Source organism: Chthoniobacter sp. (genome assembly GCF_040003245.1).
Taxonomy (GTDB): domain Bacteria; phylum Verrucomicrobiota; class Verrucomicrobiia; order Chthoniobacterales; family Chthoniobacteraceae; genus Chthoniobacter.
On sequence record NZ_JBDUCX010000038.1, the window covers coordinates 1 to 26,165 of the forward strand.

Annotated in this window: 18 protein-coding genes; all 18 read right to left on the reverse strand. The window is 62.9% G+C overall.

Translation table 11 applies throughout. The features are described from left to right. On the reverse strand, positions 1–2,893 hold a 2,893-nt coding region (locus ABJF10_RS07160), incomplete at its 3' end, for an ABC transporter permease (RefSeq protein WP_348543850.1). A 199-nt stretch (positions 2,894–3,092) separates the two neighbouring features. Further along, positions 3,093–3,776 carry an ABC transporter ATP-binding protein gene (locus ABJF10_RS07165; protein WP_348543851.1) on the reverse strand — a complete coding sequence of 228 codons (684 nt, stop codon included), beginning with the start codon at positions 3,774–3,776 and terminating at the stop codon, positions 3,093–3,095. Between the two features lie 9 nt (positions 3,777–3,785). Next, the gene (locus tag ABJF10_RS07170) at positions 3,786–5,009 is read right to left on the reverse strand and encodes an AMP-binding protein (protein ID WP_348543852.1); all 1,224 of its coding nucleotides are present in this window, start codon (positions 5,007–5,009) and stop codon (positions 3,786–3,788) included. 38 nt (positions 5,010–5,047) lie between these two features. Next, positions 5,048–5,596: a hypothetical protein gene (locus ABJF10_RS07175; RefSeq protein WP_348543853.1), complete on the reverse strand. Its 549-nt coding sequence runs from the start codon at positions 5,594–5,596 to the stop codon at positions 5,048–5,050. A 24-nt stretch (positions 5,597–5,620) separates the two neighbouring features. Further along, positions 5,621–6,076, reverse strand: coding sequence for a thioesterase family protein (locus ABJF10_RS07180; protein WP_348543854.1), 456 nt, complete (start codon positions 6,074–6,076; stop codon positions 5,621–5,623). Between the two features lie 11 nt (positions 6,077–6,087). After that, a complete protein-coding gene (locus ABJF10_RS07185) occupies positions 6,088–7,419 on the reverse strand; it encodes a glycosyltransferase family 4 protein (RefSeq protein WP_348543855.1) in 1,332 nt (443 codons plus the stop codon). A gap of 6 nt (positions 7,420–7,425) precedes the next feature. Continuing rightward, positions 7,426–8,721, reverse strand: coding sequence for a PQQ-binding-like beta-propeller repeat protein (locus ABJF10_RS07190; protein ID WP_348543856.1), 1,296 nt, complete (start codon positions 8,719–8,721; stop codon positions 7,426–7,428). Then, positions 8,722–9,282, reverse strand: coding sequence for a hypothetical protein (locus ABJF10_RS07195; RefSeq protein WP_348543857.1), 561 nt, complete (start codon positions 9,280–9,282; stop codon positions 8,722–8,724). It lies immediately after the preceding gene. After that, positions 9,279–10,619 carry a coproporphyrinogen-III oxidase family protein gene (locus ABJF10_RS07200; protein ID WP_348543858.1) on the reverse strand — a complete coding sequence of 447 codons (1,341 nt, stop codon included), beginning with the start codon at positions 10,617–10,619 and terminating at the stop codon, positions 9,279–9,281. The genes ABJF10_RS07195 and ABJF10_RS07200 overlap by 4 nt, the downstream gene beginning before the upstream one ends. Continuing rightward, a complete protein-coding gene (locus ABJF10_RS07205) occupies positions 10,616–11,743 on the reverse strand; it encodes a PQQ-binding-like beta-propeller repeat protein (RefSeq protein WP_348543859.1) in 1,128 nt (375 codons plus the stop codon). The genes ABJF10_RS07200 and ABJF10_RS07205 overlap by 4 nt, the downstream gene beginning before the upstream one ends. Next, entirely contained in the window at positions 11,740–12,915 is a 1,176-nt protein-coding gene (locus tag ABJF10_RS07210) for an iron-containing alcohol dehydrogenase (protein ID WP_348543860.1), read from the reverse strand. The genes ABJF10_RS07205 and ABJF10_RS07210 overlap by 4 nt, the downstream gene beginning before the upstream one ends. 12 nt (positions 12,916–12,927) lie before the next feature. After that, positions 12,928–13,443, reverse strand: a complete 516-nt coding sequence (locus tag ABJF10_RS07215) for a GNAT family N-acetyltransferase (RefSeq protein ID WP_348543861.1) — start codon at positions 13,441–13,443, stop codon at positions 12,928–12,930. A 20-nt stretch (positions 13,444–13,463) separates the two neighbouring features. Further along, positions 13,464–14,897: an aldehyde dehydrogenase family protein gene (locus ABJF10_RS07220; RefSeq protein ID WP_348543862.1), complete on the reverse strand. Its 1,434-nt coding sequence runs from the start codon at positions 14,895–14,897 to the stop codon at positions 13,464–13,466. 136 nt (positions 14,898–15,033) lie between these two features. After that, positions 15,034–19,389, reverse strand: a complete 4,356-nt coding sequence (locus ABJF10_RS07225) for a hypothetical protein (RefSeq protein WP_348543863.1) — start codon at positions 19,387–19,389, stop codon at positions 15,034–15,036. Between the two features lie 61 nt (positions 19,390–19,450). Continuing rightward, positions 19,451–20,518, reverse strand: a complete 1,068-nt coding sequence (locus ABJF10_RS07230; protein WP_348543864.1) for a hypothetical protein — start codon at positions 20,516–20,518, stop codon at positions 19,451–19,453. A gap of 3 nt (positions 20,519–20,521) precedes the next feature. Further along, positions 20,522–22,006: an MFS transporter gene (locus ABJF10_RS07235; protein WP_348543865.1), complete on the reverse strand. Its 1,485-nt coding sequence runs from the start codon at positions 22,004–22,006 to the stop codon at positions 20,522–20,524. Positions 22,007–22,068: 62 nt separating this feature from the next. Beyond that, positions 22,069–23,643 carry a PQQ-binding-like beta-propeller repeat protein gene (locus ABJF10_RS07240; RefSeq protein WP_348543866.1) on the reverse strand — a complete coding sequence of 525 codons (1,575 nt, stop codon included), beginning with the start codon at positions 23,641–23,643 and terminating at the stop codon, positions 22,069–22,071. A gap of 25 nt (positions 23,644–23,668) precedes the next feature. Further along, positions 23,669–26,086: a PQQ-binding-like beta-propeller repeat protein gene (locus ABJF10_RS07245; protein WP_348543867.1), complete on the reverse strand. Its 2,418-nt coding sequence runs from the start codon at positions 26,084–26,086 to the stop codon at positions 23,669–23,671. Positions 26,087–26,165 lie beyond the last annotated feature (79 nt).

A 26,165-nucleotide genomic window follows, 5' to 3' on the forward strand; every position in this document is an offset into this window, starting at 1 on the left:
CGGTGGTGGTGAGTTCCAGGCCGCGATCGGTGAGCGCGCGGGAGAGCGCGGCGCGCACCGTCTCCGCCTTGTCCGGCGGGCAATCGATGAGGAAATACCGGTAGCCGCTGCTGCCCGGGAAGTGCTTCACGAAGGCGTCTTCCGAAATGAGCACGTTGCCTTGCAGAAGGGAACCGGCGAGCGCGGCGACGATGCGCGCCTTGAGCGTTTGTCCGCGTTCGTCGCGGTACTCGATGGTGTCGCCAACGCTTTTCTTCACGGAGTATTCCAGCGTGTTGGCGTCGGCGATGCCGGGGATTTCATCGGCAGCGAGGGTCTGTGTGAGGGCGTTCCAATCGCCTTTTCCGCCGGAGAATTGGAAGGCTTTGCGCGCGGCGAGTTCCTTGGGCTGCACGCCAAGAATGCGCGGCTGAAGGGCGAGGTTGAGATTGAGGCAACTGGCTTCGTCGCCGTCGCGGACGCGAAGCGGGACGACTTTCACATTCTGCATGACGTCATCGCCGAGGCCGTACTGGGCGCGGCCCTTGGCGGAGTTGAGATCCTCGTAGATGGGCAGAGCGGATTCCCCGACTAGCGCAAAGCCCCCGGTGCCCGGATCGCTGGTGTCGCCATCGCGAGGAGCGGGGTGGCGGAAGGAATCGACGGCCACCACCATGAAGACGCCGCTGGCGAGCACGGCGATGGTGGCGAGGCTGCGCCCGCGGCGACGGGTGGTATTGCGCGTGCCGAGCTCGGATATGCTGGCGAGGCCACTCGTCGCCGCCATCGCAAGACGCCGCAACCAGCCGAGACAAAAGAGCATGCCGGAGATGAGGAGCAACGCGCCCGCGCCAAAAAAGGCCTCCGCGCCTTTGACCGACAAGAGCAAGCCCACGGCACTGAGCAGGGCGACCACGGCGAGGGTCAAGACGACGACGGGTTTGCCCTGCCGTTTGGCAGACTCAACGACTTCCCCGTTCATCAATTCCCGCGCGCTGTGCCGCAACTGCCGGCGGCTGGCCAGCCACATGGCAAGCAAGGCGACGGCGACGCCCGAGAAGACGCCGGTGGCCAGGGTCTCCGGTGGCAGGACGAACTGAAACTGGACCGAGCCGACAGCACCACGCCAGACGGTGGACAGGGCGTAGAGGACCACCTTGGTATAAAGGATGCCGGCAAAGGCGCCGAGCACGCTGCCGACGAAGGCGAGGATGGCGCCCTCGGAGAGAAAGATGCGGCGCACCTGTTTCGGGCGCAGCCCGAGCGCGAGCAGCAGGCCCGCCTCGGCATTGCGCTGCTCGAGCGAGAAGACGAAGAGCATGCCCGTGAGCACGGCGGCGGCGATGATGAGGAAGAAGGAGAAGTAGACGAACAGCTCGCCGAAATCGACTGGGGCATGGGTCGCGGCCAGTGCCTGCTCACGCAGGGGGATGAATTGAAAGCCGAGCATGTCGGGCGTGAGTCTCGAGAGCAGCTCTTTTTCCAAGGCCGTCTTGTCCGTCCCGGCGAGCCAGCGGATCGCCGTCATCTTGCCCCAGCGATTGCCCCACAGCTCCTGCCCGATCTTAAGATTCACGAAGGCCTTGGGCGTGCCGCGATACTTTTCCCAGTAGGCCTGATCCTTGTCGCGCATCTTCGTGGAATCGAAGTCAAAGCCGGGCTTCCAGTCGCGGCAGTTCTGCTTGTCCGCGAGGCCAGGGAAATCGGGCATCCACGAGCTGTTGACCTGCGGCGCATCCATCGGAAGCACCACACGCACGGTGAATTGGTGGGTCTTTTCCACCAACTCCCGCCGCTCGCCCATGACGTAATACTTGATGGCCACTACGCCGCCGACGCCTACCGACAGATCATCCGCCAGCCATTGGGTAATGGCGATCTCGCCGTCCTTCAAATCGGCGGGCACCGGGCCCGCAGCGGCCGGGGTGACGGCGGTAACCATGGAGTACGGTGTCGCCTTGTCGCCCGCACGCAGCTCGTTGACGAAATACGTCAGCGCTTCCACGCGCTCTCCGCCCTGCGCCAACAGTGCCGCGTTGACAATCACCGGCTCGAGAAAGACACGCGGACTGCGCAGTTCGATGCCCCCAGTCTTGAGATCGAGCAAATCGAGCGACGCGTCGGCCAGCGAGAAATCGCTCATCACCTCAATGAGCAAAAGCGATTCGTCACGGATGTGCCTCTTGTTTTGGTCATGCTGAAAAAGAGAGCGTTCCGTTGGTGCGGGGATGGACTGACCCGGATTGCGCCCCAGTAAAAGATTCGCTTTCCCAGCCAGCCCGACCTTTCCCGCCAGGACATCAAGCGAAAGGAATGCCGAAAATGGTGGGATCTGGCTCGCGGTGAGGGCGAAGTTTCCGTAATCCGCAGCGGAGACAACACGAGTGACCTTGGCGCGGATGGCCACGACATCGCTCTCGTCGCCGGAGAGTGGCGCATCGCGCGAAAAGAGCCCGGGCTTTTCCACGCGAACGACGACGGTGTCACCCGCCTTCGCGCCGAGTTGCTGGGCGAGACGCTCGTTGAGCACGATGCCATCCGAGGGGAGGTCGACCGGTTGATTTGCGAGCGAAAGCTTCCAGAAGTGTTCCTCGACGCCGAGCAATTGGATCGTATTCACCCTCGCGGCGCCATCGGCGCGGGCGACGGAAGCACGCAGCATCATGGCGGGGGCTGCGTCGGGACTGACCGATTTCGCGAGTGCCGCGCGGAAGAAGCGGTCGCCGGCGGTCATGGCGACGTCTGTATGGCCGACGCGGGCGAGGGCCTGGCCGCGCAGGGTCGCTTTCACGGAATCGCCGACGAGCAATGCGCCGGTGAGGACGAGGGCGCCGAGGGCGGCGCCGATCAAGACGCCGAGATGCGTGCGCCAATAGTAGCGCGCTCCGCTGAAGATCAATCGCCACGCATTCATAAGGCGCAGCGCAAATCTCCGGGGAGCGCACTCGTCTCGAGTGCTGGTTTCGACGTCCCGCCGAAACGAACTTTTTGCCGGGTGACGAAAGAGAAAATTGAGGGCCTTCTACGAAGTCGGCTTATGGAAGTTCGTCGTGTCGGGACGACACGACCAGCACTCGGGACGAGTGCGCTCCCCGGAGTTGCGGTCCGGGCATTCATGCCTGGGCGATGAGCTTGCCGTCCACGAGTTCGAGCACGCGGGCCATGCGCTCGGCGAGTTCGGGAGCGTGCGTGACCATGATGAGCGTGACCTTGCGCGTGCGATTGAGCTCGACGAGGAGGTCGACGAGCTTGGCGGCGTTGACGCGGTCGAGGGCGCCGGTGGGTTCATCGGCGAGGAGAAGCTTGGGCTCGTTGATGAGCGAACGCGCGACGGCCACGCGCTGGCGTTCCCCGCCGGAGAGTTCGCCGGGCCGGTGGTTGAGGCGATGCTTCAGGCCGACGGCCTCGAGCAATTCCTCCGCGCGGCCACGGGCGGCTTCGCGCTGGGGCTTAGGCACGGCGAGCGTGGGGACGAGGACGTTCTCCAGGATAGTGCACTGCGGGAGGAGGTGGTGCAGTTGGAAGATAAAGCCGACGGTGGTGCTGCGGTAGGCAGCCAGTTCGTTCTTATTGAGCTTCTCGATGTCGCGGCCGTCGACAAGCACTTCGCCGGCATCGGCCTGGTCGAGCGCGCCGATGACGTTGAGGACGGTGCTCTTGCCTGACCCGGAGGGACCGACGATGGAGAGCGTTTCGCCCGCAGCCATTTGCAGGTCCACGCCGCGCAGCACATCGACAGCGTCGCCACCGTCGGGAGCGCGGTAGGTCTTGGTGAGGTTGCGAATTTCGAGGAGCATAGGCGTAACTTAATCGCGCGTGATCCAGCGTCGCGCTTTCATTTCGAAGCGCGGCAGGGTGAGAGGCGCGACGGGGGTGACTGGGATGCGCAGGGAAAAGGTGGAGGAGAGGGCACGCTCGAGTTTCTTGGCGGCGGTGTCGTCGGCGCTTTCGAACTGGACCTCGACCTCCGTCAAGGCGCCGCGATGGCTGATGACGACGCGGTATTCCTCGATCTCCGGCACGAGGCGCACGGCGGCATCGAAGGCGGCGGGGTAGAGGTTGACGCCGCGGACGACGACCATGTCGTCGGCGCGCCCGATGATGCCGCCGGCAAGAGCGAAGCCGGGGACATCCGGCGCGCGGCGCACGAGGTCGCCGGTGCGATAGCGGAGCAACGGGCAGGCGGTGCGGCCGAGCGTGGTGAGGACGAGTTCGCCGGTTTCACCGGGGGCGACGGGTTCGCCGGATTCCGGGCGGACGATCTCGGCGAAATAGGAGTCCTCGATGATTTCCAAAAGATCGGGGCGCTGCGGGGTCTGGTAGGCAACGGGGCCGACTTCGGTCATGCCGTAGTGGTCGAGCACTTCGGCGCCGTGCCAGGCCGCGCTGATGCGCTGCCGCACCTCAGGCACGCTGCCGCCGGTCTCGCCAGCGACGATGATCTTTTTCACCGATGCCTCGCGGAGATCGATCTCTTCCTTCACCGCAGCCTGGGCGAGATGCAGCGCGTAGGTGGGTGTGCAGCAGAGCACGGTGGCGCGGTGCTGGATCATGGCGCGGACCCGCGCGGCGCTGCCGAGGCCACCGCCGGGGATGCCGAGATAGCCGGATTTCGCCGCAGCATCGAAGGCGGTCCAGAAGCCGAGGAACGGACCGAAGGAGAAGGCGAAGTAAATGCGGTCGCCGGGGACCAACCCGCCGGCGCGGTAGATGGCCGCCCAGTTGCCGAGCATCCAGTCCCAACTCTCCGGCGTGTCGAGGATGACGAGCGGGCGGGCGGTGGTGCCGCTGGTCTGGCAGAAGCGCGTGTAGCGCTCGAGCGGGTAGGTGTGATTGGTGCCGTAGGGCGAGTGCGCCGCCTGGTCAACGACGAGATCCTGCTTGTGCGTGAAGGCGATGCGCTGGGAGAATTCCTCCAGCGAGGCGATGGCGCGAGCGTCCACGCCTTCCGCCGCGAGCCGCCGGGAGTAGAAGCGATTGCCCGGCGTGAGTTCGGCGAGCAGCGCGCGCAGATGCTCGATCTGGCTCATGCGGCGGGGGTGCTGCTCCTCGAAGGATGACGGCGGCCCTAGGCCTTTTGCTCGGCGACGACGGGCGCGGCGGGCTTCGGCCCATGCGAGGGGCCGGGCTTGTATTTCGTCACCAAGGCGCCACCGCAGACGGCGAGGAGAATGCCGAGCCAGAATTGAATCGGCACGCTGCCGATGCCGTTGGCGGGCGGCTTCACAATGAGCGAGATGATCGCGTTGATGACCGGTGCGCCGGAGAAGACGATGGTCATGACCACCGCCGGGTTGCCCTTGGCGCCGAAGGCGAGGAGCACGCCGAGCGCACCGATGGCGCCCACGATGCCGGCGACGAGGGACAGGACCATGCCCTTCACGGGGTAGTCCCAATTCGCGCCGCTGAGCACGAGGATGAGCAAGGGCGCGAGCACGGCGGCCAGAAAGTAGGCGATGCCGACAAAGAGGAACGCCTTCATGCGGCCGTTCGCGGCGTCGTGCATGTTTTCGGAGCCCGTGGCAAGGAAGATACCGTAGGTGCCCCAGCAGAGCACGGTGAGCAGGGCAAACGAGAGCCAGGTGGCGGAGGATTGGGATGCGGTGGTCGGTGGCATGTGGTGTGTAGGGTAAAATATCAATCAGGCTGCGGCGGGCGTTCTTAGTAACTCCGGCGGGGCGGCTGAGATCTTCGCGCGGATGCGATCGGGGATGAGGACGGGGACCAGCTTGCCGGTCGTTTTATCGACGGTGGCGCAGACGGCGGCAACGCTGCCACGGGCGACTTCCGTGCCATCGCCGACCTTGCGGAAAATGAACTGGTAACGGATGGAGCGGCTGCGCACCTCGGCGACAACGAGATGGATCTCGACCTCTTCCTCGAAGCGCAGAGGAGCGCGGTAATCGCACGCCGCACTGACCCGCGGCCAGCCAAGCGTGGTGTCGTCTTCCAGTCCGTGAATAGTGAAGCCGAGCGAACGAAAAAAGGCGTGCTCGGCAGCTTCCATCATGCGGAAAAAATTCGAGAAATGCACAATGCCCGCCATGTCGGTTTCCGCAAATTCCACGCGGCGGGTGTGCTTGAATTCGTAAGGCATTGCGGCGGAACTTAATGGACGGGCTGCGGCGCGTCGATCATTTCGCGTGTGATCGCGGCGAGGCGTTCCGCGAGGCGGGAGATGGTGTATTCGCGCTGGATGGCGGCACGTCCACTGGCGCCCAAGGCGCGGGCCTGCTCAGGAGCGGCGAGGAGGGATTCGAGGGCATCGGCGAGGCGTTCGGCATCGCCGGCGTCATTGCCCGCCAGAGTAAAAAGCAGGCCACCGCCGGTGCTCTCGACGAGCTCGGGGAAGGCGGCGGTGTTGGGCAGGACGACGGGCACGCCGGCAGCGAGGGCCTCAATGACGTACATGCCGAAGGCTTCGCCGTAAGTGGCGGGGACGGAGAACAGGGTGAGGCCCTCCAGGAAGGTGATCTTCTCTTCGCGGCTGACGTTGGGGTGCCATTCGACGTCCTCCTCGAAGCCGGCAGTGCGCAGATGGGCCTGGAGGGTTTCGACGTAAATGGTGTCGTGCTCGGTCATGGAGCCGGCGCAGCGAAGTTTCGCCTGGGGAAAGCGGCCGCGTTTTTTCAAGGCGATGAAGGCGTTGACCAATAAGCCCAGACCTTTGCCCGGTATGAAGCGCGCGAGGTAGCCGATGACTTGCGGCGGGGGCTCGGGTGCGGCGCCGTAGCCGTCGAGCGAGATGCCATTGGGCACGACCTGGATGCGCTGTTCGCGTTCGGCAGCGCTCCAGCCGAGGCGCTGGGCCATGAGTTCAGCGAAGTATTGGCTGGGGGCAATCCAGCGGTCGGTGTCACGCATGCGCTCGCTGAGCAATGTCCAGACGCGTTCGCTCCACGGGGCGCCGAGACCGTCGATAAAGGCGTCCTCGCCTTGCAGGAAACCGAGGACGGGCACGCCGAGTTCGGCCTTGATCCGCCGGGCGAGACCGGCCTGGAGCGCGGTGGAGATCCAGATGGCGTCGGGCCGGCCGTGCTCGCGGAGCCAGGCGATGAGTTCTTCGATTTCGCCGGCCTGATTGCCGAGTTCGCCGCGGAGCATGGAGAGGGTCAGTTCCGCGACGTCGGGTCCGCCCGTGCGAGCGGCGGCCTTGCCGGCGACGAGGCGGAGGAGCGCGCGATTCGCGAGGAGACGATCGAGCCAGTGCGGCATGTGGCGCAACCACGGGATTTTCTGCCGCAGATAAACGCTCACGCCACCAAAGAAGATGGGCATATCCGGGCTGGCGGCGTCCTCGTCGAGCGTGAGCGGCAGGTACATCGGCAGCATGAGCGCGTCGTGCCCCTGCCGGTGCAGTTCTTTGGCGAGCGCATTGTCGCGCATGCAGACGCCGCAGTGGTAGCTGCCAGTGCCGGGCGTAAGCAGGACGATTTTCATCGGTGGCTACCGGCCGTGAAGGTCGTAGCAGATGAGTCGCGGCTTGGTGCCATTAGCGCCCGCTTCATTCTGGCAGATGAAGAGCCGGCCATCGCTGAGGGCCGGGGCGGTCCACGTTTCCGGGGCGTGAAAGAATTTCGCGGCGGCGGTGATCTTCGCGCCTTTGCGAGTGAGATCGAGCCACGCGAGATCGCCATTTTCGCCGAGGCAGAGGAAGCCGCCATCGGCCCGCAGCAAGGAACCGCGCTGGAATCGGCCGCCGAGATCATCGCGCCAGAGTTCATTGCCGGAAGCGACTTCGTAGCAGACGAGCGCGGCGTTTTGCTGGTGCTGTCCGGCGAAGCCGAAAAAGCAGCCATCGTAGGGCACCGCGGACATGAGATAGGTGTCGAACTTGCGCGCGCGCCACGCGACTTTCGCGGTGAAATCCGGTGCGATCTCCACACACGCTCCGCCCTCGGTGTAGGCCTCGGCGATGAAGACGCGATTTCCCGAAACAACCGGGGCGGAAATGCTGACGCTGGCGAACATGCGCGCGCGGTGCGGCGTGGCGCTGAACACGGTGCCATCGGCGGCATCGATCACGAGCAGGCCGCCGGTGGGTGGATCGTCCATGCCGCCCTGAAAGGCCAGCACGCACTCGCGTCCGTAAAATTTGGCCGGCACGGGCGAGGAGTAACTCGATCCCCAGGCGTGCTTCGCCGCCCAGAGCTCGCGGCCGGTTTGCTTGTCAAGCGCGACGACGGATTTCTGGTCTTCGGTGCCGAGCGGGACAATCAATTTGTCGCCCATGACGAGCGGCGTGCCGCCCTGGCCGAAAAAGGTGGGCAGCAACTTGTACTCACTGGCGAGTTCGCGTTTCCATTTCACCGCGCCGGTGGCGAGGTCGAGCGCCTGGAGCGTGCCTTTGATGCCGAGGGTGAAGACGAGCCCGCCGTCGATGACGGGAGCGGTGCGCGGTCCAGGGCCGGCGCCGAATTGCGCCTGATAATCCGCGGGATAGCTGACGCGCCATTGGCGGGCGCCGGTGGCGGCATCGAGGCAGTCGATGACTTCATGGCCATCGAGCGCGTGAAAGAGAACGACGCGCCCGCCGGCGACGACCGGACCGGTGTGACCGTCGCCCTTCGGATATTCCCAAAGCTTGTGCGGGCCTTCCTTCGGCCACTCGTGCAGGAGCTTCGTTTCCGACGAACTGCTGTCGTTATTCGGCCCGAGGTAGCGCGGCCAATCCGCGGCGGGAGCGGACGCCGCCAGCAGCATCACCACCGCGATTTTCGAAACCAGCCGGCCCGCGATCATCTACAATGGGGCGGCTTCCGCCGGCCGCAAGACCTCGACGATCCGCGCCAGCGCACGATCGTGGTCGCCGAGCAGGACGTTGCACCGCCCGTAAAACTCGTGCGTCTCGGGCAGACGAAAGACGCGCTGCATGACCGCATCGGCGCCAAGCTTGATGAAGCCCTTCGGTTCGCTGCGATAGCGAATGGCGAAGCGATTGAGCAACCCGCCGAGCGGCAAGTGTTGCTCCAGAATGAGCTGCCGCAATTCGCCGTCGAACGCGCTGAGGTCGATTTCGATGGCGCCGTATTCCACGGGCAGATCGGTCTGCTCAATGTGCAGTACGACTTCGCGGCGATAGACTTCCGGGGTGTGCTCGCGATGCAGCACTTCGAGGACGATGTCGCCGCGCCAGAACTTCTCGAGCCGCGAAGTCATGTCGCCATTATGAACGAGCAGGCCACGGTAAGGCTCGGGGACCGCTTCGCCATCGAGCACGGTGTACTCGGGCAAGGCGTGACCGCCCGTCTGCCAAAATAGCGTGAGCGGATAGAGCAACTCGGTTTCGTGCGCGGTAATCATACGTAACGCGGGCCGCGGTGTTGGGGCAGGAAGAACGCGTGGAGCAGCGTGTCGACCTTGAGCAAGGCTTCGCGGGTGAGCACGAGCCAGTCGCCTTGCGTGGTGAGCAGATTGCGCGCACGCAGGTCATCGAACTGCTGACTGAAGCGCTCGGCGACATTCACGCTGAACTTATCCCGGAAATACTGGAGGCTCACGCGTCCGAGTTTCATTTGCAGGATGAATTCGCGGATCATGCGCTCCTCCTCGGTCGTCGTCATGGCGCGCGAGATGGGCAGTTCGCCGGCCTGGATCGCCTCGAGATACTGCGAGAATTCGTTGATGTTTTGGAAGTGGGTGCCCGCGATATGGGAGAAGGACGCGACGCCGAGGCCGATGAGATCCGCGCCGCTCCACAAGGCATCGCGATAAATGAACTTCGTCTTTTGCGGATCGCGCACCGCGGTGTAACCGCTGGTGACGGTGTAGCCGACCTTCTCCATTTCGCTGAACGCGTAGTCCACCCAAGCGCGCTTGGTGTGCCAATTGGCCACCGGAGCGGTGAGTTTGCCCTCAGCCTTCATGTCCTTGTAGATGCCGGTGTTGTAAGGCACTTCCATCTGGTAGATCGTCACGCTGTCGGGCTGCAATTCGATGGTCTTGCGCACATTCTCGCGCCAGTTCTCCTCGGTCTCCTCGACCATGCCGGAGATGAGATCGATGTTGATCTGCGGGAAGCCGATGGAACGCGCGAAATTGTAGGCGCGATAGATTTCGTCGGTGCGATGGGCGCGGCCGTTGATCTCGAGGATGTGGCTATCGAAATTCTCGACGCCGAGCGAGAGGCGCGTCACGCCGATCTCGCGGATGGCACTGAGTTTCGCTTCCGTGAGCGTACCGGGTTCGGCTTCGAAGGCGACTTCTTCTACTTCGTCCCACGGCAGCAGGGCTTTCATGCGATCGGTGAGCGATTTCAATTGCGAGACCGACAGGTAGCTGGGGGTGCCCCCGCCGAAGTAAACGAACTGCGGTTTGCGCCCGCGGATGAGCGGCGAGCGAGCGTAGATTTCAAATTCGGCGATGCCGGCGTCCAGGTAACGCTTGATCTCGTCGGCGTTCTTGTCGGTGTAAACGCGGAAGTAGCAGAAGTGGCAGCGCTTGCGGCAAAACGGAACGTGGAAATAGACGCCGAGCGGCACGCCCGGCTTCTGCGGTTGGTCAAGCAGGCCGCGCACGGTCTTGGCAGTCTCGGCGTCCCAGTAGGAGAATGGCGGGTAGTTGGCGACGAAGTAGTTACCGACCTCTGTTTCGTCGTGTTTCTTATCTTGTTCGAGAATTTCGAGAACGTCGTGACTCATGGTTTTGCGGGTGCTGCAGGTTTACCGAATGCGTAAAGATTTCCGTCCTCCGCGCCGACAATGACCAGGCCGTCGGCAGCAGCGGGTGAGGCGGTGACAGCGGCGCCGATCTCATATTCCCAGCGCTCCTTGCCATCGGCGAGATTGACGCAGTAAAGCCGGCCATCCTCGCAGCCGACGACGATGGCGTCGCCGCAGATGATGGGTGAACTGTCCACCTGGCCGCGTGCGTCGAACTTCCACACACCATTGCCGGTGGCGCGGTCGATGCAGTGCAGGCGCTTGTCGCGTCCGCCGATGATCACGCGGTCCGCTGTGAGGGCAGCCGAGGAGAAGTAGGGAAAACTGCGGTCGCGATATTTCCATTTCACCTCGCTGCCCTTGGGGCCATTGGGATCGAAGGCCAGCACGAGGTTTCCGTAGTTCCCGACGTAACCGAGGCCATCCATGATCGCTACCGAGGAGGCGATGTAGGCATCGGAATCGATCTGCCGCAGTTCCTTGCCGTCGATCAATTGCAGCACATGAATGTAGCTGTCGCAGCCGCCGAAAACGATTTCCCCGGTCGAAAAGAGGGCGGGGGTGCCGTTGATGTAATTGTCCGTGGCGTGTGTCCAGACGACCTTGCCGGTCGCCGCGTCGACGCAATGCAAATTGGTATCGTAGCTGCCGATGAGCAGCCACTCGCCGTCACCCGTCGGATTCTTCGCGTAATTCGCGCCGCCCAGCACCTTGTCGCCGGTCTCATATTTCCACTTCAGTTTTCCCGTCGCCGCCTCGAGCGCGTAAACGTTGCCATCGCTGGAACCAAGGTAGACGACGTCGCGCAGCACCAATGGCGTCGCCTCGATGCTCGCCTCGGTCTTGAATTTCCAAAGTTCCTTGCCGGTCGCGAATTCGACGGCGTGCACCATGCCATCGTCGTCCCCGACAAAAACGCGCCCCGCCACGATCGCGGCGCCCGCCTTGATCGGTTTGCCGGCGGAGAAAGTCCACGCGAGATCCGGCTTCGCCGGGGCGGCCATGTCCGCGCGGCCTTGCAATTGCGGGCCTCCGCGGTGCATGGGCCAGTCGGCTCCATGGGCGGCAACGGCGAGCGCGAATAGTACAACGAGGGCTCTCATCCGAAGACCTCCTCGTAAAGACGCTCGAAATCGGCAGCGTCAATTTGCCGCGGATTGAAGCCCGCGGTCCACTGTTGCGCGGCTTCCTTCGCGAGCGCCGGGAACTGTTTGGGGTCGATACCGTATTGAGCAAGGCCTTCGCGCATTTTGGCAACATCGAGCAGCACTTCCAATTCCGCCACGAATTCCTCGATTGGGCCGAGGTCCGCGGTCTCGCTGAGCTCCATGTAGCGTTCGTGCGCCAGGGGATCGCGCGCGTTGAAGGCGATCACCGCGGGCAGCATCAAGCCCACCGCCTGCCCATGCACTACGCCAAACCGCGCCGTGAGCGGATTGGCCGCGGAGTGGGCCGCACCGAGCATGCTGTTTTCGATCGCCGTACCGGCAAAGGCCGCGCTAAGCTGCATCATGCCGCGCGCCTCGAGATCCTGCGGATCGCGCAAGACGCGCTCAAGTCCGCCCAGACAAAGCCGAAAGGCTTCGCGGGAGTAGATCGCCGAAAGCGGGGTGCGCTTTTTGGTGACCGCGGTCTCGATCGCGTGCACGAGCGTATCGATGCCGGTGCAGGCGGTCACCCGTGGCGGCTGTGAGACGGTGAGCAGCGGATCGAGAATGGCCACCCGGGCCGCGGCCTTGGGATCGCCACAGGCCATCTTCAGGTGCGTCTGGTCGTCGGAAATCAAGGCGAAGGACTGGCATTCGCTGCCGGTGCCTGCGGTCGTGGGAATCGCGATCATGGGCAGCATGGGCTTCGTGGCCTTGCCCACGCCCCAGTAGTCCTTCATCTGCCCGCCATTGGTCAGGATGAAGTTGGTGCCTTTCGCCGTATCCATGCTACTGCCGCCGCCGAGGCCGACGATCAGATCGATCCCGGCCGTGCGCGCTACAGCGACGCAGCGCTCCACATCCACGGTGGTGGGGTTTTCGCGCACCTCATCGAAAATCGTGACATGCAGGCCCGCGGCCTCGAGGAAGCCAACGGCGCGCGATGGGTGCCCCGCAGCCGCAATGCCTTTGTCGGTCACAAGCAGGACATGCTTGGAACCAAATTCACGAGCCAGTTCCCCCACGCGCTCGATCGTGTCCTCGCCGAAGATCACCCGCGTCCGCGGATTGAAATCGAAGCCTTGCAGGCCAGGGATCGTGCCGGAATTGCGAGTGGAGGCGTGCATGGTCAAGGAAAGTCAGATCGCCCGCGTCATGATGAAATCGTCCATCACGAAGCCCCCGCCAATATCGAAGACTGCGGAGCGCTCGACCCCATAGCCCGCGCGCTCGTAAGCGCGAATGGCCCGCGCATTCTGTTTGTTGACCTGCAGCCAGACCTGCCGGGCGCCACGTTCCGCCGCCAGCGCATGCACGCGGTCGAGCAGTTGCTGGCCGAGGCCGAGACCTTGCAGCTCCGGCAGGAGGTAGAGTTTGTTGAGTTTCAGGCTCTGCGCCTGCGGTTCAGGCGAGCACGAATGGAAACCGATCAACTCTTCATCGAGCCACGCCGTTTCCCAAATCGTGCCCTCCATCATCTCGCTGGCGATGGTCTCCGGCGAATACATCCACCCGAGCATGTAATCGATCTGCGCGGGGGTGAGCAGCATCGCATACGAAGTACGCCAAATGCGCTCGGCCAGCCCACGCAATGCCGGAATTTCCGCTTCACTCGCGGAGCGAATCGCGAGGGAAGCTGCCGGACGTGCGAGCATGGGCATGTCTTTTCGGGAAGTTACCAGCCACGCTCGATCGAGCGGCGGCGGTAGAGGAATTCAAACATGTTGCCTTCGTGCGGCTGGTCCCACGAAATCTTCATCGTCGAGACCGGGCCGATGTTGAGGCGTTCTATTTCCGGGAAGGCCTGGATTTGCTCGATGAACGCTTCGTCCTTGGTGATCGCGGAGACGGACAGCGAGTAGCCGATCTTGCTCAACATCTCGGACTGCGGGCACTGCACCACGCTGGCGTAGGGGCAGAGGTATTCCTTGTTCGCCAGCGGATGCGCAAAGCTGTCGCACTGGACGATCGTGGGGCGCAAATACACTCCCCCTTCAAACTCCACCTTGCGTGGGCCGTTGCGGTACTTCGCCGTGGCGTCGACCGCTCCCGGTGTCTTGAGGCCGTCCTCAATTTGCGCGTCGATGAAGTCGGCCATTTTCAGATTGGCGAATCCGCTCAACCTCGCCTCGGGATCGTCGTTGCGCGTCGGGACGATCGGCCCCAGTTTTTGCGCGAGCGCGTCGGCGATCTCGGCGGCGTACTTCGGCACGACGATGGCGCTGGCATTGATGCACGAGCGGCCGCCGTTTTCGGAAATGCTCGCCGCCATCACGTCGATGTAATCGCGCCAGTTCTCGATCTGATCGTCGCCGACGATGATCTTGCTCCAACCGGGGCCGTGAAGCTGGATGGCGGGGTTGTTGGCGTATTGGGCCATCGTGGATTTGTCCCCAAAGATCAGCGCGCGTCCGCAACTTTTCAAAATCTCGGCCGCGCCCTCATGGTCCGTCGGATAAAAGCCAAACGCCTCCGCCGGGATGCCCGCGGCGATGAAGGCCTGGATGAGGCGGAACGGCGTCCACGGCTCATCACGACCAGGCTTGATTATCACCGGCGTCTTGAGGGCGATGGCCGGCAGCCAGAGCGAATTGACCGCCGGCGAATTGCTCGGCATGACGAGCCCAAGCGCCTGGCAGGTCGGGAAAAAGGAGAGTTTGGTGCCGAACTGCTCACCGAAGCCGGAATCGATGATCGAAAGATCGAGCCCACGGGAGAGCCCATTGAGCACCTCGCCGAGGTGAGTCAGCGCGTGGTGAATCTTGGTCATGTTGCGCCGCACCATCACGTGCGGCAGTCCGCTGGTGGCGCTGAGCGTGGCCACGTATTCGTCCGGTGATTGCGTGTGCCCCTGGTCGCCGAGCGGCAAGGTGCCGTTGAGGAACAACTCGCCCGCCTTGGAACACATCTCAATGAGCTGGGCGATCGTGAATTTCTTGAGCGCCGCCCGGGCTTCGCCGAGCTTGCGGAAATCCTTGCGCAGGATGCCGGCGTTGATGGTCGAAACGACCGCTTTGACCTCGCCGGTCCGGTGGTCCTTGATTTCGAGTTTATCGAGGCTTTCGTAGCTGCGACCGAGGCGAAGGACAGGGAGATGCGGGACTTGCATGGTCGAGAGGGTATTTACAGAAACGGGGGAGCGGGCCTTTATACGTCTGCGTATTAAATCCTGCAATGGGTTTTTCCTTGGCGGAATTCGCCGGCCCTCCCGTGCCGGGGCACTTTCCCAGAGTAAAAGCCCCCGATCATGGTGCGGCAAAATCGAGCCATCCCCAGAGCTTCGGGGCCAACTGGGCCTCACTGGGCACGTCGGCGACGATGGCGGTGGCCTTGTTGGTCCAATAAACCCGCTGGAGCGTCTGACTGCCGTTGCCGCGCAGAATCCCCACATCGCCGCGCAGCCGGGTGCCCGCTTGGATCTTGTCGAAAGGCGCACCCAAGGTCTGGAGCGGGATGCTGAATTCGTAATGGCCGGCGCCATCATCGGCGAGTTGAACATCGTTTGTCACATCGTCCACGCGGTCCAGGGTGATCGTGCGCCAGGGGCTGCTGAATTTCACTGGTTCTTTCGTCCCGGGAACGACAGCCCGATAAAGCAGGGCGCGCGGTTTGCCGCCCACCCGCGTGACGATCAGACGGATGTCGCCGGCTACTGGCGCGTCCCCTTTCCTCTCGCCGCCCGGGCCGAGCATGAGATCGAGAGCGCCGCCGGTTTTGAAGGGCGCGTTGAGCGCATCGCCGGCGTTGCGCAGGAGGTCGTTCTCGTTGCTGCGGAAGGCGGCGTAGAGCCGGCCACCGCTAACCGCGAGCGCCGCACTGACGTCGTACGGCTGGCTGTTGCTGTTGAAATTCGCCTTGGTTCCACGCTGGTCGACGACCGCCCATTGCACACCGGCCCAGTCGTCCAGTTTTCCATCCACCACGGGGGCGGCCTTGGACATCGTGACGCGTAGGATTTCGGTGCCACGTTCGCGCTGGCGGGCGGCTTCGCGCTCCGCATCCCACGCGGCGGCTTTGGTAAGCTCGGCGGCACTGAGATCGAGGGGAATGTCGGGGAGCCGGCGCAAGCTGTCGAGGCCATCCACCCGGACCAGCGAAGTGCGCCCGCCGTCGACAAGATAGACTTTCCCGTCGGGCGTCTGGGCGATGCTGGGCCAGAAATTTTCGTCGTGCAGCGTGAGATCGGTCACGTCCATGCCGCGTTCCGCGCGGGGCATCTGCCAAAGCGAACCGAGGCGCACGTCTTTGAATAGCTCCGCAACGAAGAGTCCGTCGGCGGTGAAGAGATACATGTTGCCCATGTTGCCATTCACGCACCACAGCGGACCGGTGTCGCTCCCGGCGGGATTGACAAATCCGCCAAGCAATCGCGTGGTGCCAACAAGCATGCCGCGGCGGTCGGGAACCGCCGCCTCGTGGGAGGCGTGCAGCCCGGGCCAGAGGCTGGGATAGGACCAACGGGGCTGGCCCTTGAAAACACCGGCCACACTGTCGGCCGGGAAAGGCGCGGGCGCCACGGTGGAGATGGTCCAGCCGCTGGCGTCCGCCAGCACTTGGTCGCCACCGCTCGACATCGGCTTTTGCGCGCCGTGGAAGAGGATTTCGCCTTTTGCCAAATCATACACCGGCACGCCGGCTTTCGTGAAGTTGACGGGCGTGTAATGCATCGCCGAGTCGTCCACGCGCGCAGCGGCAAAGGCGAGGCCCGGTTGGACCACGATGCCTCCACTGGTGGCCCTGATCATCTGCACCTCTTCCGGTTGCGGGCGTCCGTCGCCGTTCAGATCGCTCCACGCGCAGAACGTCGCGTTTTTTGCAGGATCGCCCGAAGGATCCACGCCCGCCGGCCAGCGGGATTTGAATTCCGTGCGCCGCAACACTGGCCAGTCAGCCGCCCGGCCAAACGCCGCCACGCGCCGGGCCACACCCTTTTCCTCGATCCACAGCATCGCGAACGGCGTGCCAGTGGTGGGATTCGAATTGAAGCAATTGGTGAAGTAGCGGCGTCCGCCGAAGTAGAGCGGATACTCGGGGAGGCCGTTGGTGTGCGACTCCGACGAGCCATCGGCATCGTCATCCTGCGGGCGGGAAAAGACCGTCACGAGCCGATCGGTGCCGTGCTCGCGGCCGAGGGCGAATTCCATGCCGCGATAGAAAAAGCGGTTGGCATCCTGCGAATCAAGCTGGCCACCGCCGCCATATTCGCTGGGTCCGTAGAAGGCGCGCACCAGCTTGCCATCCGGGCTCCACACACTCACACGCTTCGGCTGATAGTCAGCTTCCGCCACCCACACGCGGCCGCGTTCATCGACGCAAAGACCATTCGGATTGTTGAGATGCAATTCGTCGTAAGCACCGGCGCGCGGTGCGCCTGGTTTGCCAATGGCTCCGTGGGCGCGTCCATCGGGACCAAATATTTTCACCTGATGCGAAGCCCCACGGTCGCTGATGTAAAGACTGCCCTTCGCATCGAGAGCAATGTGTCGCGGATCCTCGAGGCCGTTCGCGATGAGCGACTGACCCGCATCAAGCGCCTGGCCATGGATCGCGTAACGGATTAGTTTCGTGCCGCTGAGGATGAGCAGCTTGCCAGTGGCATCGAAGGCCAGGCCACGCGGACTCTCCACCTTGGCCTGCCCGACCGTCTTACCCGAACGCACATCCACCAAGAGTAGTTCATTTTGCCGCGGAAGAGAAACGACAAGCAGGCCATCGCGAACAGCGATCCCGGCGAGGACGTACGTCTTATCGCCGCCATCGAAGCCCGCGAGCGGCTCCGGCTTGGTGCCGACTACTTTGCCTTTGTCGCGCCGCCAATCATCGCCGAGCTGCACTTTGAGCACCGGCTTGTCCTCGTCCTTCATCGTCTTCGCCGTGATGCGCAGTTCGCCATCGCGAATCGCGCCGACGTAGCAGATCACGCCCTTGTCCGCATTCGCACCCGTGTCGCAGGCCAGAGTAGCGGCGCTGGTCCAGATGCCATTTCCAACCCAGCCCTGCCCGCCGAGCTTTTTGCCCTCGGTGTTCAGCCATTGCAGCCCGTGCCCGCCCTCGGAAACGACGGCACCGAGATAAATGCGGGGCTGGCCCTCGGGCGTGCGATCACCGGGAACGAACAGCGCGCTGGTCGCGGGCGTGTGATTCGTCATCCAGCAGCCGGTCTTGTCCGCGGTCTCCCAGGCGGGCTGGCCGGCACTGTAGACGCTCATCTCGTAGCGCAAATCGATCGCGCGATGCGCGAGCCCGCGCACTGTATAGCGGCCCGGTGCGACGAATTGCGTGGGGATGTGATAGAGCCCGTGACGGGCGGCGTCGCGGTCACGACCGAGATCGTCTGATCCATCCCACCACGCGGTATTTTCACCGGCGGGGAAAGGTTCTTCGCTGAGGAGATTGCGCACGCGGTTTCCTTTCGCGTCGTCGATCACGAGCGTGACGAAGCCGGGCTCGCGCAACGTAAAGTGAATGGGGATGGGCGGATGCTCGTCGCGCTTCTCAACCGGGAGCAGGGCGATCTTCGCGTCGTCTGCTCCGAGGGGCATCAGCGCCATCACTTCGCCTAGCCATACGGCGCGGCCGTCACGGGTGTGACCATTGAGATGCGGATGCGACTCTGCCACCGCTCGCGTCAGCCGCAACCGCACGGCCCGCGTGGTTATTATCGAACCGAAATCGAGGAAGTTGGGCGCAAGCGTTTGCGGATAACCTGCCGGCCAACCCGTTGCCGACGCGACCTGCTTCCAATCCTTCTCGATGGCTTCGCGCGGATGGCGATCGGCCGGCCCCGTGAAAATCTCCGCATCGACATCCGCCGCACCGACACCGAGACAAGCCAGTCCGCGCAGCGTCACGGGACGCGGCCAGATGAGCGTGACCCATTGCGGATGCTCGGTGCTGATGGTGGGCGCGGCCTTCGCCATTTCATCGTCGCCGCGCGCGGGAAGATTACGCCACGCCTGCCAGTTGCCGTCATTGGATTCGTTGTTGAGCCGCTCCGCGGCTTTCGGATTAGCGCTCGCTGCTGCCACGGCTTGCGGCGCGATATTGGCCAGGCGTTCGGGCAGCACCCAGGCGCCGCCGAGCCAGCCAGCGTATTCCTTGTCGGTGGCTTTCGGTGTGTGAGCGAAGCGCAGGGCCCGCGTCTTCGTGCCGGGCGGCAAAGTCCAGATGGCAAATTCCTCCGCACCGACTTCCACGCGGCCGATGGCTCCCATGGCGATATGCGTCGCAGGGATCCATTGCGCGTCGTCCTCCAGTCTCCCGGGATATTCCGCGCCTTCGCGCAAGACGCTCAAGACACCCCCGCCCCGGACCAGCACCGCGCCACATGGCAGCGCGGACTTCCAGCCGACGCGCAGATACCGCGGGCCGGGATTGGTCGAAACGCCATACTTTACGCCCGAGTGACCGAGATGGTCTTTCGGCAGTCCGATCACCCATCGTGGTCCTTCCTTCTGCTCGACAGGGCGCGCGGCGCCATCCACCCATTCGGTGAAGGCGGTCGCGTCCAGTTGCGACGGACTTAATGGCGTATCGAAGGCCGCCGGTTGTTGGGCAAACAACACGACTGGCAGGAGCAGGGGGAACAGCAGACGCTTCATTCAGTCGCGCATGGTGAACACCGGCCGCCGCTCAGCAAGGCAGCGTTTTTTGGAATTAAATTTAGTAGACGCCTTCGACGATGGTCTTTTCCATCGCGCCGAAGGGCCGCACTTCCGCGACGCCATCCCAGGCGTAGGGGGCGCGGGGCTTGCGGCGCAGTGCTTCGTCGCGCTCGAGGAAACGCGGCATGAAAAACTCCTTCGTCAGGGTAGTGAGTTCCACGCGGCCCCACGTGTCGTAATCGACCGTCTTCGCGGTGTCATTCGGATCGACGACGCGCAGGACGGCGCGTGGCTGCGGCGCGTAGTAGGTGATGGAATAATTGTCTTCCGGACGCAGCGGCACGCTGGCGGCGAGGCCCATGAGCGTATTGCCGTAGGTCGGATAAAAGCCGATGCGGCCCTCGAGGATTTCCTCCACGATGAAACGCACGTACTGAGGCAGCATGGTGGTGCCGCCGCAGAAGACACCGCGGATACCGGCCTCGTAGATATCGACCTTCTCGGCGAGGGCCTCGAGGAGCTTGGGCGTGGTGAAGAGGCCGCTGACTTTGCGGTTCTTGAGGATCATCGCGGCTTGGTCGACAACGTGTTCCATGTAAGCCTTCGCCTCGTCGAACTTCTTGTTCGAGATGAGCTTTTTCACCCAGCGCGGATCGAGATCGATGAAGTAGCAGCTCGAGCCACGCACATTGGCGAGATGCTCGATGGCGAGACGCAAGCGGCGGGGGCCGGTCGGCCCCATCATCAGCCACGCGCCGCCCCGCGGGAAATCCTCGTCGCTGATCTTCTCGGAGAACTCCGAGTAATCGACGCGGAAATCATTCCAGCCGATGCGCTGCTTCGGCATGCCGGTCGTGCCACCTGTCTCGAAAATACTGAAGGGCTTGCCCTTGAATTCCTTCGGCACCCAGACCTCGGGCTGTAGATCACGCAACCATTCGTCCTGGAAATGCGGGAACTTCTTTACGTCGTCGATGGTCTTGATCACCGGGCGCGGATCGAAATTCTTCGACGCCCATTCCAACCAGAACGGGCAGCCGGTTTCCGGTGAGAAATGCCACGCGACGATCTCGCGTAGGTGCGTGTCGAGTTGCTGTTGAGCTTGTTCAGGAGTGAGCTGGGTCATGACTTAATCGAGGTTTTCGCCTTTGGGTTCGGGGAGGAGGGAGCCAAAGATGAGGCTGAGAATGACAATGCCGAGTCCCACCCAGCCAGCGGCTTGCGCCATTTGGTCGAACGGGCTGCCCTTAAACATCGGGGCGACGACATTGGCGGTCAGAAAGGCGGCGCTCGTGCCGATCATGCGTCCGCCGACATTGGTGGCAAAGCTGCCGCCGGTGCCGCGCAAGTGCAGTGGGAAGACCTTGGGTAAATATTCTCCGAGGAAGCTGAACTGCGAAGTCGTGACGAAACCGGCCGCAGCCATGCCCCAGGCAAATACCGCAGCGTCCTGCTTGTAGAGCACGAGATAGGTCAGTGGCAGGATGATTAGCCCTGGCACTTGCAGCAAGCGCAGCAAAAGGCGGCGGCCGATGCCGATAATGATCAGCAGGGCCAACACGATCCGGCCAGCCAGACCGCCCATTTCCTGATAGAATTGTGCTTCGCTGCCGACCTTCTTCACCGTGTCCTGAAGCGGCTTCAATTTTCCGCCGTTGACCTTGAGCGGTGCCATCGCAGCCACGCGCTCCGGGCTGCCGATCGGCGTCGCATTGAGTTTGTCATTAAGCACCTTTGCCTCGTCCTGGAGCGGCTTCATTGCCTTGCGCTGCTCGGCGAGATTCGGCAAGCCCGGCGCGATGCGACCAGGGGTGAGTTGCAGAGCGCCGAAGGCCACACCGTAAGCGCAAGCCGAGAGCCCCGCGGTCACCAGCGTGATGCGGCGCAACTCCGGCGAGAACAATGCTGCAAAACTCGGACGCTTCAACGTCCCAGCGAGCTTCTTCTCGCGCCAGATGCGCGATTCCGGCACGAAAGGCAGCATCAGCGCAATCGGGATGGCGGGGATCACGCCGCTCAGCATGAGATAGCGCCACGACGACGGATCGGTGGCACCGGCCACGATCGGCATGCCGAGATGTCCCAGATCCTTGGCATGCGCGATAATCCAGAAATTCACCGCCGTCACGCCCACACCGCCGAGGGAGGCAAACGCCTGGGTAATCCCCAGCCATCTTTCCTTCTGCACCTTATCGAGGAAGATTTCGGCGATCCACGTGATCGCCGCCACGAATTCGATGCACACACCCACGAACGTGACACAGCGCCAGAATACGAAAGCATTCAACGTGTGGGCGAAGGCGCCGGCCACGGGAGAGAGCGAATAGATGAAGATGCCCAGCGCCATGACGAACTTGCGCCCAAGCCGGTCGATCAGCCAGCCGCCGAGCAAGCCAAAGACCCCGCCGCACAGCGCGGTCATCCACAGCAGCTTGCCCATCCATTCAGTAATTGCCGGATTGCTGAGCGGCACCTTGAGCAATTCGGAAATCGCCTGCGGGCCGGCCAGCGGCGTCATGAGCAACTGGTAGGTATCAAACAGGAAACCGATGCTGGCGATAATGATGACCAGCCAGTTTTGCAGGGTGAGCTTGGGAGCTTTGGATTCGGGCATGGGAGGGCGGGCGTAGGTTGATGCGGCGCCCGCCCACGAGGGCGAACTTCAGCCGCGCGGCACTACTTCTTGGCGCCGGCTTCGACGGGTTTCGCACCTTCGCCGATCGCGAAGAGCTGCGTCTGCGTGCCGATGTAAAGCGTGCCGTTGGCGACAATCGGCGTCGAGAAGACGGGCGAGCCCATGTTCACTTCGCTGATCAGCTTGAACTGCTTGTCGGAGGCGAAGATTCGCGCGTCGCCGTCTTCATCGCCGCAATACACTTTACCGTCGGCCACGAGGGTCGAGCCCCACATGTGCGACTTCATGTCGTATTCCCAGTACTTCTTGCCGGTCTCGGCATCGAGGCAATAGACGAAGCCACTGAAGTCGCCGATGAAAAGCAGGCCATTGGTCGGGTCGATGCTCACCGTCGAGATGGAGCGGTGGATTTCCTTGAAGTCCCAGATGAGGCCGGTCTTGGTGATGTCACCCGTCTTGGTCGCATCGACGCACACGAGACGACCGACGCCTTCGCCGTGCTCGGGATCCTGGCCGATGGCGACATACACGCGGTTCTTGTAGAAGACCGGCGTGGCGTTGATTTCGCTGGGGCCTTCGGCCGCGGGATACTTGATCGGCTTGCCGGCCTTGTCGTGCTTGTATTCCTCGGGCACGGCGTCGAACCACCACACCTTTTTCATGTAGGTGGAGTCGCCTTCCTTCACTGGCTCGGTGCTGAAAGCGTAGAGGATGCCGTCGCCGCCGCCGAAGTAGACCTGGTCCTTGCCGTTGACCTTGCCGAGCGAGGGCGAGGTCCACTGGCCGTGCTTGATGTTGGTGCCGATCTTTGCGTCGTCCTCGGCGAGGAAAGTGCCGGTATTCTTGTCGAGCACGATGAAGGACGGCGAGAGCGGCGAAGGAATGTTCACATGCGTCCAGTCCTGGCCGTTGGACGTGCAGGTGAAGAGCTTGTCGCCGAGCGTGATGACGGAGCAGTTCGAGGCGTTGTGCGGGAACACGCCGAGTTCATCCATCATGTCGTAGCGCCAGATGATGTCGCCATCGGTCGGACCCGGTTCGATGGGTGGCTTGCCGGGGCCACCGAGGTATTTGGCCTCATCCTTGAATGGGCCGTCGTTGCCATTGCTCATGCCCTCGGCATCAAGACAGACGACGTCGCAGCGACTGGTGACGAGATAGACCTTGCCGCCCTCCACGCAGGGCGAAGCGAGAATGCCGAGATACTCCCAGTCGTTGACCTTGCCGCTAGCGAGTTTCGGCACGGCGAGCTGCCAAAGGAAATCGCCGTTATATTCGTTGAATGTATAGAGACAGGAGCGGTCGTCCTTGTATTTCGGATCCCGGGGCGAGGCATTGTTCGTGCCGACGAAGACCTTGCCGTTCGCGACCACGGGATTGCCGTAGGTCTGCGAGCCGAGCTTGGCGACCCACTTCACATTCTTGGTCGTGGTGATATCCACCTCTTCCGAGTTAGCCTTGAACTTGCCCGGGTCAAACGTGCTCGGCAGACCCTTGGCCGGCGAATACATGTTGCGGCCAGGATCGTTGCCGCCCCAGCGCGGCCAGTCTTCGGCTTGAACAGTCGCAAGCGTGGCGATGCTGGCGGCGAGAGCGAGGAGTGCGGGTGATTTCATAGAGCGAAACGTGGCGGATGAGGGATTATTTATTGGGGGTGACGACGATGTTATCGATCCAGGCGCGCTGTTCCTGCGGCGTGAAGCCAAACAGTCCCGGCGAGCCTTCTTCGTTGGCGTGCTTGTGGGGCACCTCGATAGTCCAGGCATCCGGTTCCGGATCACCTTTCTTCCAGGCCTTGGCGCGAATCACTCCGCTGCCATCGGCCGCGACATCGACGCGCGCCTTGAGGTGATACCACTCGTTCGGCGTCACCTTGAACGGCACGGATTGCTTGAATAGCTCTTGGTTCGAAGTGACCTCCAGCGCCTGTGCGTTGCCCTTGAGGACGATGAGATAACGCTGATTGACCAGACCGATCTCCGACATCTTGCGCTTGTTGCCCTCGGTAAGCACGTCGGCTTCGATAGTATAGTTGCGCAGGTCGGGCCGGTTGATGAAAACGGTGCCGCGCTGGAGGCGCTTGTTGTCGATCGTCTTGACCAGCGCCTTGTTGCCGTCCTTTTCGCGAATTTCGAATTTGAAGCGGGCGGCATTCCACGGCAGCGGCGGATAGGCAAATGGCGTCGGCTGCTCAAGTTGGTTGGGCACCCCAGGAGGCGGCGGCTTTGAGGTGTCCTGGTTCAGTTCGTATTTCTCGAAATCCTGGGTCAAGGGAATGCCCGGTAGAATGCGGCCCTTGAAAAAGCCCTTCAAATCGCCCAGAGAGGCTTGGAATTGCCCCGCACTGGGCACATTCTCCTTGTCCGCGGTGAGCTTGCCGTCGGCGTCGAAACTGCCGTTGATCGTGGATTTCACCAGCGCGGTCGGCGGGACGAATTTCTCCCACTTCAGCGACTTCAGATCGACGTTGTCGTCCACGACGAAGCCGTTGGCATCGAGCGCGCGAACCCGAAAGGCCTGGGTTTGTCCGGGGTTCAGGAAAATCTCGTACGGGACGATCTGAAGCTTTTTCTTTTCGCCGGGCGTCGGCCAATCCACCGCCTTTGACGCGGGCGCGAGCCCCGGGTTTTTGCCCTTCTTGCCGAAGCAATAGAGCTTCTTCTCCGTCTGGATGTAGAGCTTGCCGTTGTAACCGACCGGTGAGCCGTAGCATTTGCCCGTAAGGACCGTGCGGCTGAGGATTTCGGCATCCTTGTCGCCTGGTTTCACGACGAAGAGTTCGCCGTTGCCGATCGTTTCAGTTCCCGCGGCGGAACCTTCGGTTTTCCCGGACGCCGCCGCGATATACATCGCGATGTAGAGTTTGCCATCGGCATAAAAGGGAGTGCTCTGCCGCTCCTCGATGCCGAGCTTCTTTTTCCATAACACCTTGCCATCGGCGGCATTGACGGCACAGAGATCGCCACCTTCGTTCACCTCGTAAATGCGGTCGTCGACCAGTACGGGCGAGCTCGCGAGCGAGCCATTCGGATTCCGCCACTGCTCGAGATCCTTGTCATCGAAAACCTGCGGTGCTTGCGGAGACTCCGGCTTGATCTCCGTGGGAATCTTGAACGCTGCCATGCGACCTACATCGCTCGTGTCGATGTTTTCGCTCATGTGGACGACGATGATGTTGCCTTTGTATTCGATAACCGAGGCATTGATGCCGCCCTTCGCTCCGGCCTTGGCAACCGCGGTGCGGTAGAGCGGTTCACCGGTGCGGGCATTCATGCAAATGAGGCTGCTGTCGCCGCAGGCCGAGTAGAGGACGCGCTTGCCGCCGAGGAAGCTCAGCCACGGATGGGAAAAGGTGTTGTCCTGCGGAAGGGCGCCCGGCGAGCTGGACCAGACGAGTTCACCGGTCTTCTTGTCGAAGGCGTAGAAGCGATCGCCGGGAGGGCCGTAGGCACCCCACGCCGCCGTGATGCCGCGCGTGATCACGAGATCCTTGTCGATGAGCGGCGAGGCGGTGCGGTTGTTGGGGAAGGTCATGCGCCCGTATTCCTCCATCATCGAGTGCTTCCAGAGCAGCTTCCCATCGGGGGTGAAGGAGGCGAAAATGCCCGAGCTGTTCTGGATGAAAACGTTGCCGGTTTCCGGATCGATCGTCGGGCTGGAATTCGCGTAGCGCAGGTAGACGACGTCGCTCAAGAAATCGTTGAAGAGCTGCTTCCAGAGCATCTTGCCCGTCTCGGCGTCGAAGCAGGCGACGCCTTCCTGCAAGTCGGGTCCTTCCCCGAGATAGCCCATGATGTAGAGCTTGCCATTGGCAATGACCGGCGCGGATTGGCCGGGGAAATCGGCCGTCCAAAGCGGGCTCTTGGCATCGATCTTGTCCGGCATTCCCTTCTCCAGCGAAACGCCCGTCTGAAATGGCCCGCGCCAGTCGAACCAGCCTTGCGGGGCTCCGTCGATTTTCCCGGTTTCCGTCTTGCCGGCTTTTTCCGGTTTCTTGGCCGCGTAAAGCGGCAGGGCGGCGACGAGGAGCGTGAGCGGGAGAGCGAGACGGAGCTTCATAGCGAGTGTCGGTGAGAGGCCGGGGAGAGGTTTTTGGGGAGCGGCGTGAGGGGTAAGTAGGAAATCGTGCGGTCGAAGT

Coding starts and splice junctions, on each gene's coding strand:
- ABJF10_RS07245 (WP_348543867.1), bottom strand. CDS start 26,086: ATGAAGCTCCGTCTCGCTCTCCCGCTCACGCTCCTCGTCGCCGCCCTG.
- ABJF10_RS07230 (WP_348543864.1), bottom strand. CDS start 20,518: ATGACCCAGCTCACTCCTGAACAAGCTCAACAGCAACTCGACACGCAC.
- ABJF10_RS07180 (WP_348543854.1), bottom strand. CDS start 6,076: ATGCCTTACGAATTCAAGCACACCCGCCGCGTGGAATTTGCGGAAACC.
- ABJF10_RS07240 (WP_348543866.1), bottom strand. CDS start 23,643: ATGAAATCACCCGCACTCCTCGCTCTCGCCGCCAGCATCGCCACGCTT.
- ABJF10_RS07225 (WP_348543863.1), bottom strand. CDS start 19,389: ATGAAGCGTCTGCTGTTCCCCCTGCTCCTGCCAGTCGTGTTGTTTGCC.
- ABJF10_RS07185 (WP_348543855.1), bottom strand. CDS start 7,419: ATGAAAATCGTCCTGCTTACGCCCGGCACTGGCAGCTACCACTGCGGC.
- ABJF10_RS07220 (WP_348543862.1), bottom strand. CDS start 14,897: ATGCAAGTCCCGCATCTCCCTGTCCTTCGCCTCGGTCGCAGCTACGAA.
- ABJF10_RS07195 (WP_348543857.1), bottom strand. CDS start 9,282: ATGATTACCGCGCACGAAACCGAGTTGCTCTATCCGCTCACGCTATTT.
- ABJF10_RS07165 (WP_348543851.1), bottom strand. CDS start 3,776: ATGCTCCTCGAAATTCGCAACCTCACCAAGACCTACCGCGCTCCCGAC.
- ABJF10_RS07210 (WP_348543860.1), bottom strand. CDS start 12,915: ATGCACGCCTCCACTCGCAATTCCGGCACGATCCCTGGCCTGCAAGGC.
- ABJF10_RS07170 (WP_348543852.1), bottom strand. CDS start 5,009: ATGAGCCAGATCGAGCATCTGCGCGCGCTGCTCGCCGAACTCACGCCG.
- ABJF10_RS07215 (WP_348543861.1), bottom strand. CDS start 13,443: ATGCTCGCACGTCCGGCAGCTTCCCTCGCGATTCGCTCCGCGAGTGAA.
- ABJF10_RS07190 (WP_348543856.1), bottom strand. CDS start 8,721: ATGATCGCGGGCCGGCTGGTTTCGAAAATCGCGGTGGTGATGCTGCTG.
- ABJF10_RS07235 (WP_348543865.1), bottom strand. CDS start 22,006: ATGCCCGAATCCAAAGCTCCCAAGCTCACCCTGCAAAACTGGCTGGTC.
- ABJF10_RS07200 (WP_348543858.1), bottom strand. CDS start 10,619: ATGAGTCACGACGTTCTCGAAATTCTCGAACAAGATAAGAAACACGAC.
- ABJF10_RS07175 (WP_348543853.1), bottom strand. CDS start 5,596: ATGCCACCGACCACCGCATCCCAATCCTCCGCCACCTGGCTCTCGTTT.
- ABJF10_RS07205 (WP_348543859.1), bottom strand. CDS start 11,743: ATGAGAGCCCTCGTTGTACTATTCGCGCTCGCCGTTGCCGCCCATGGA.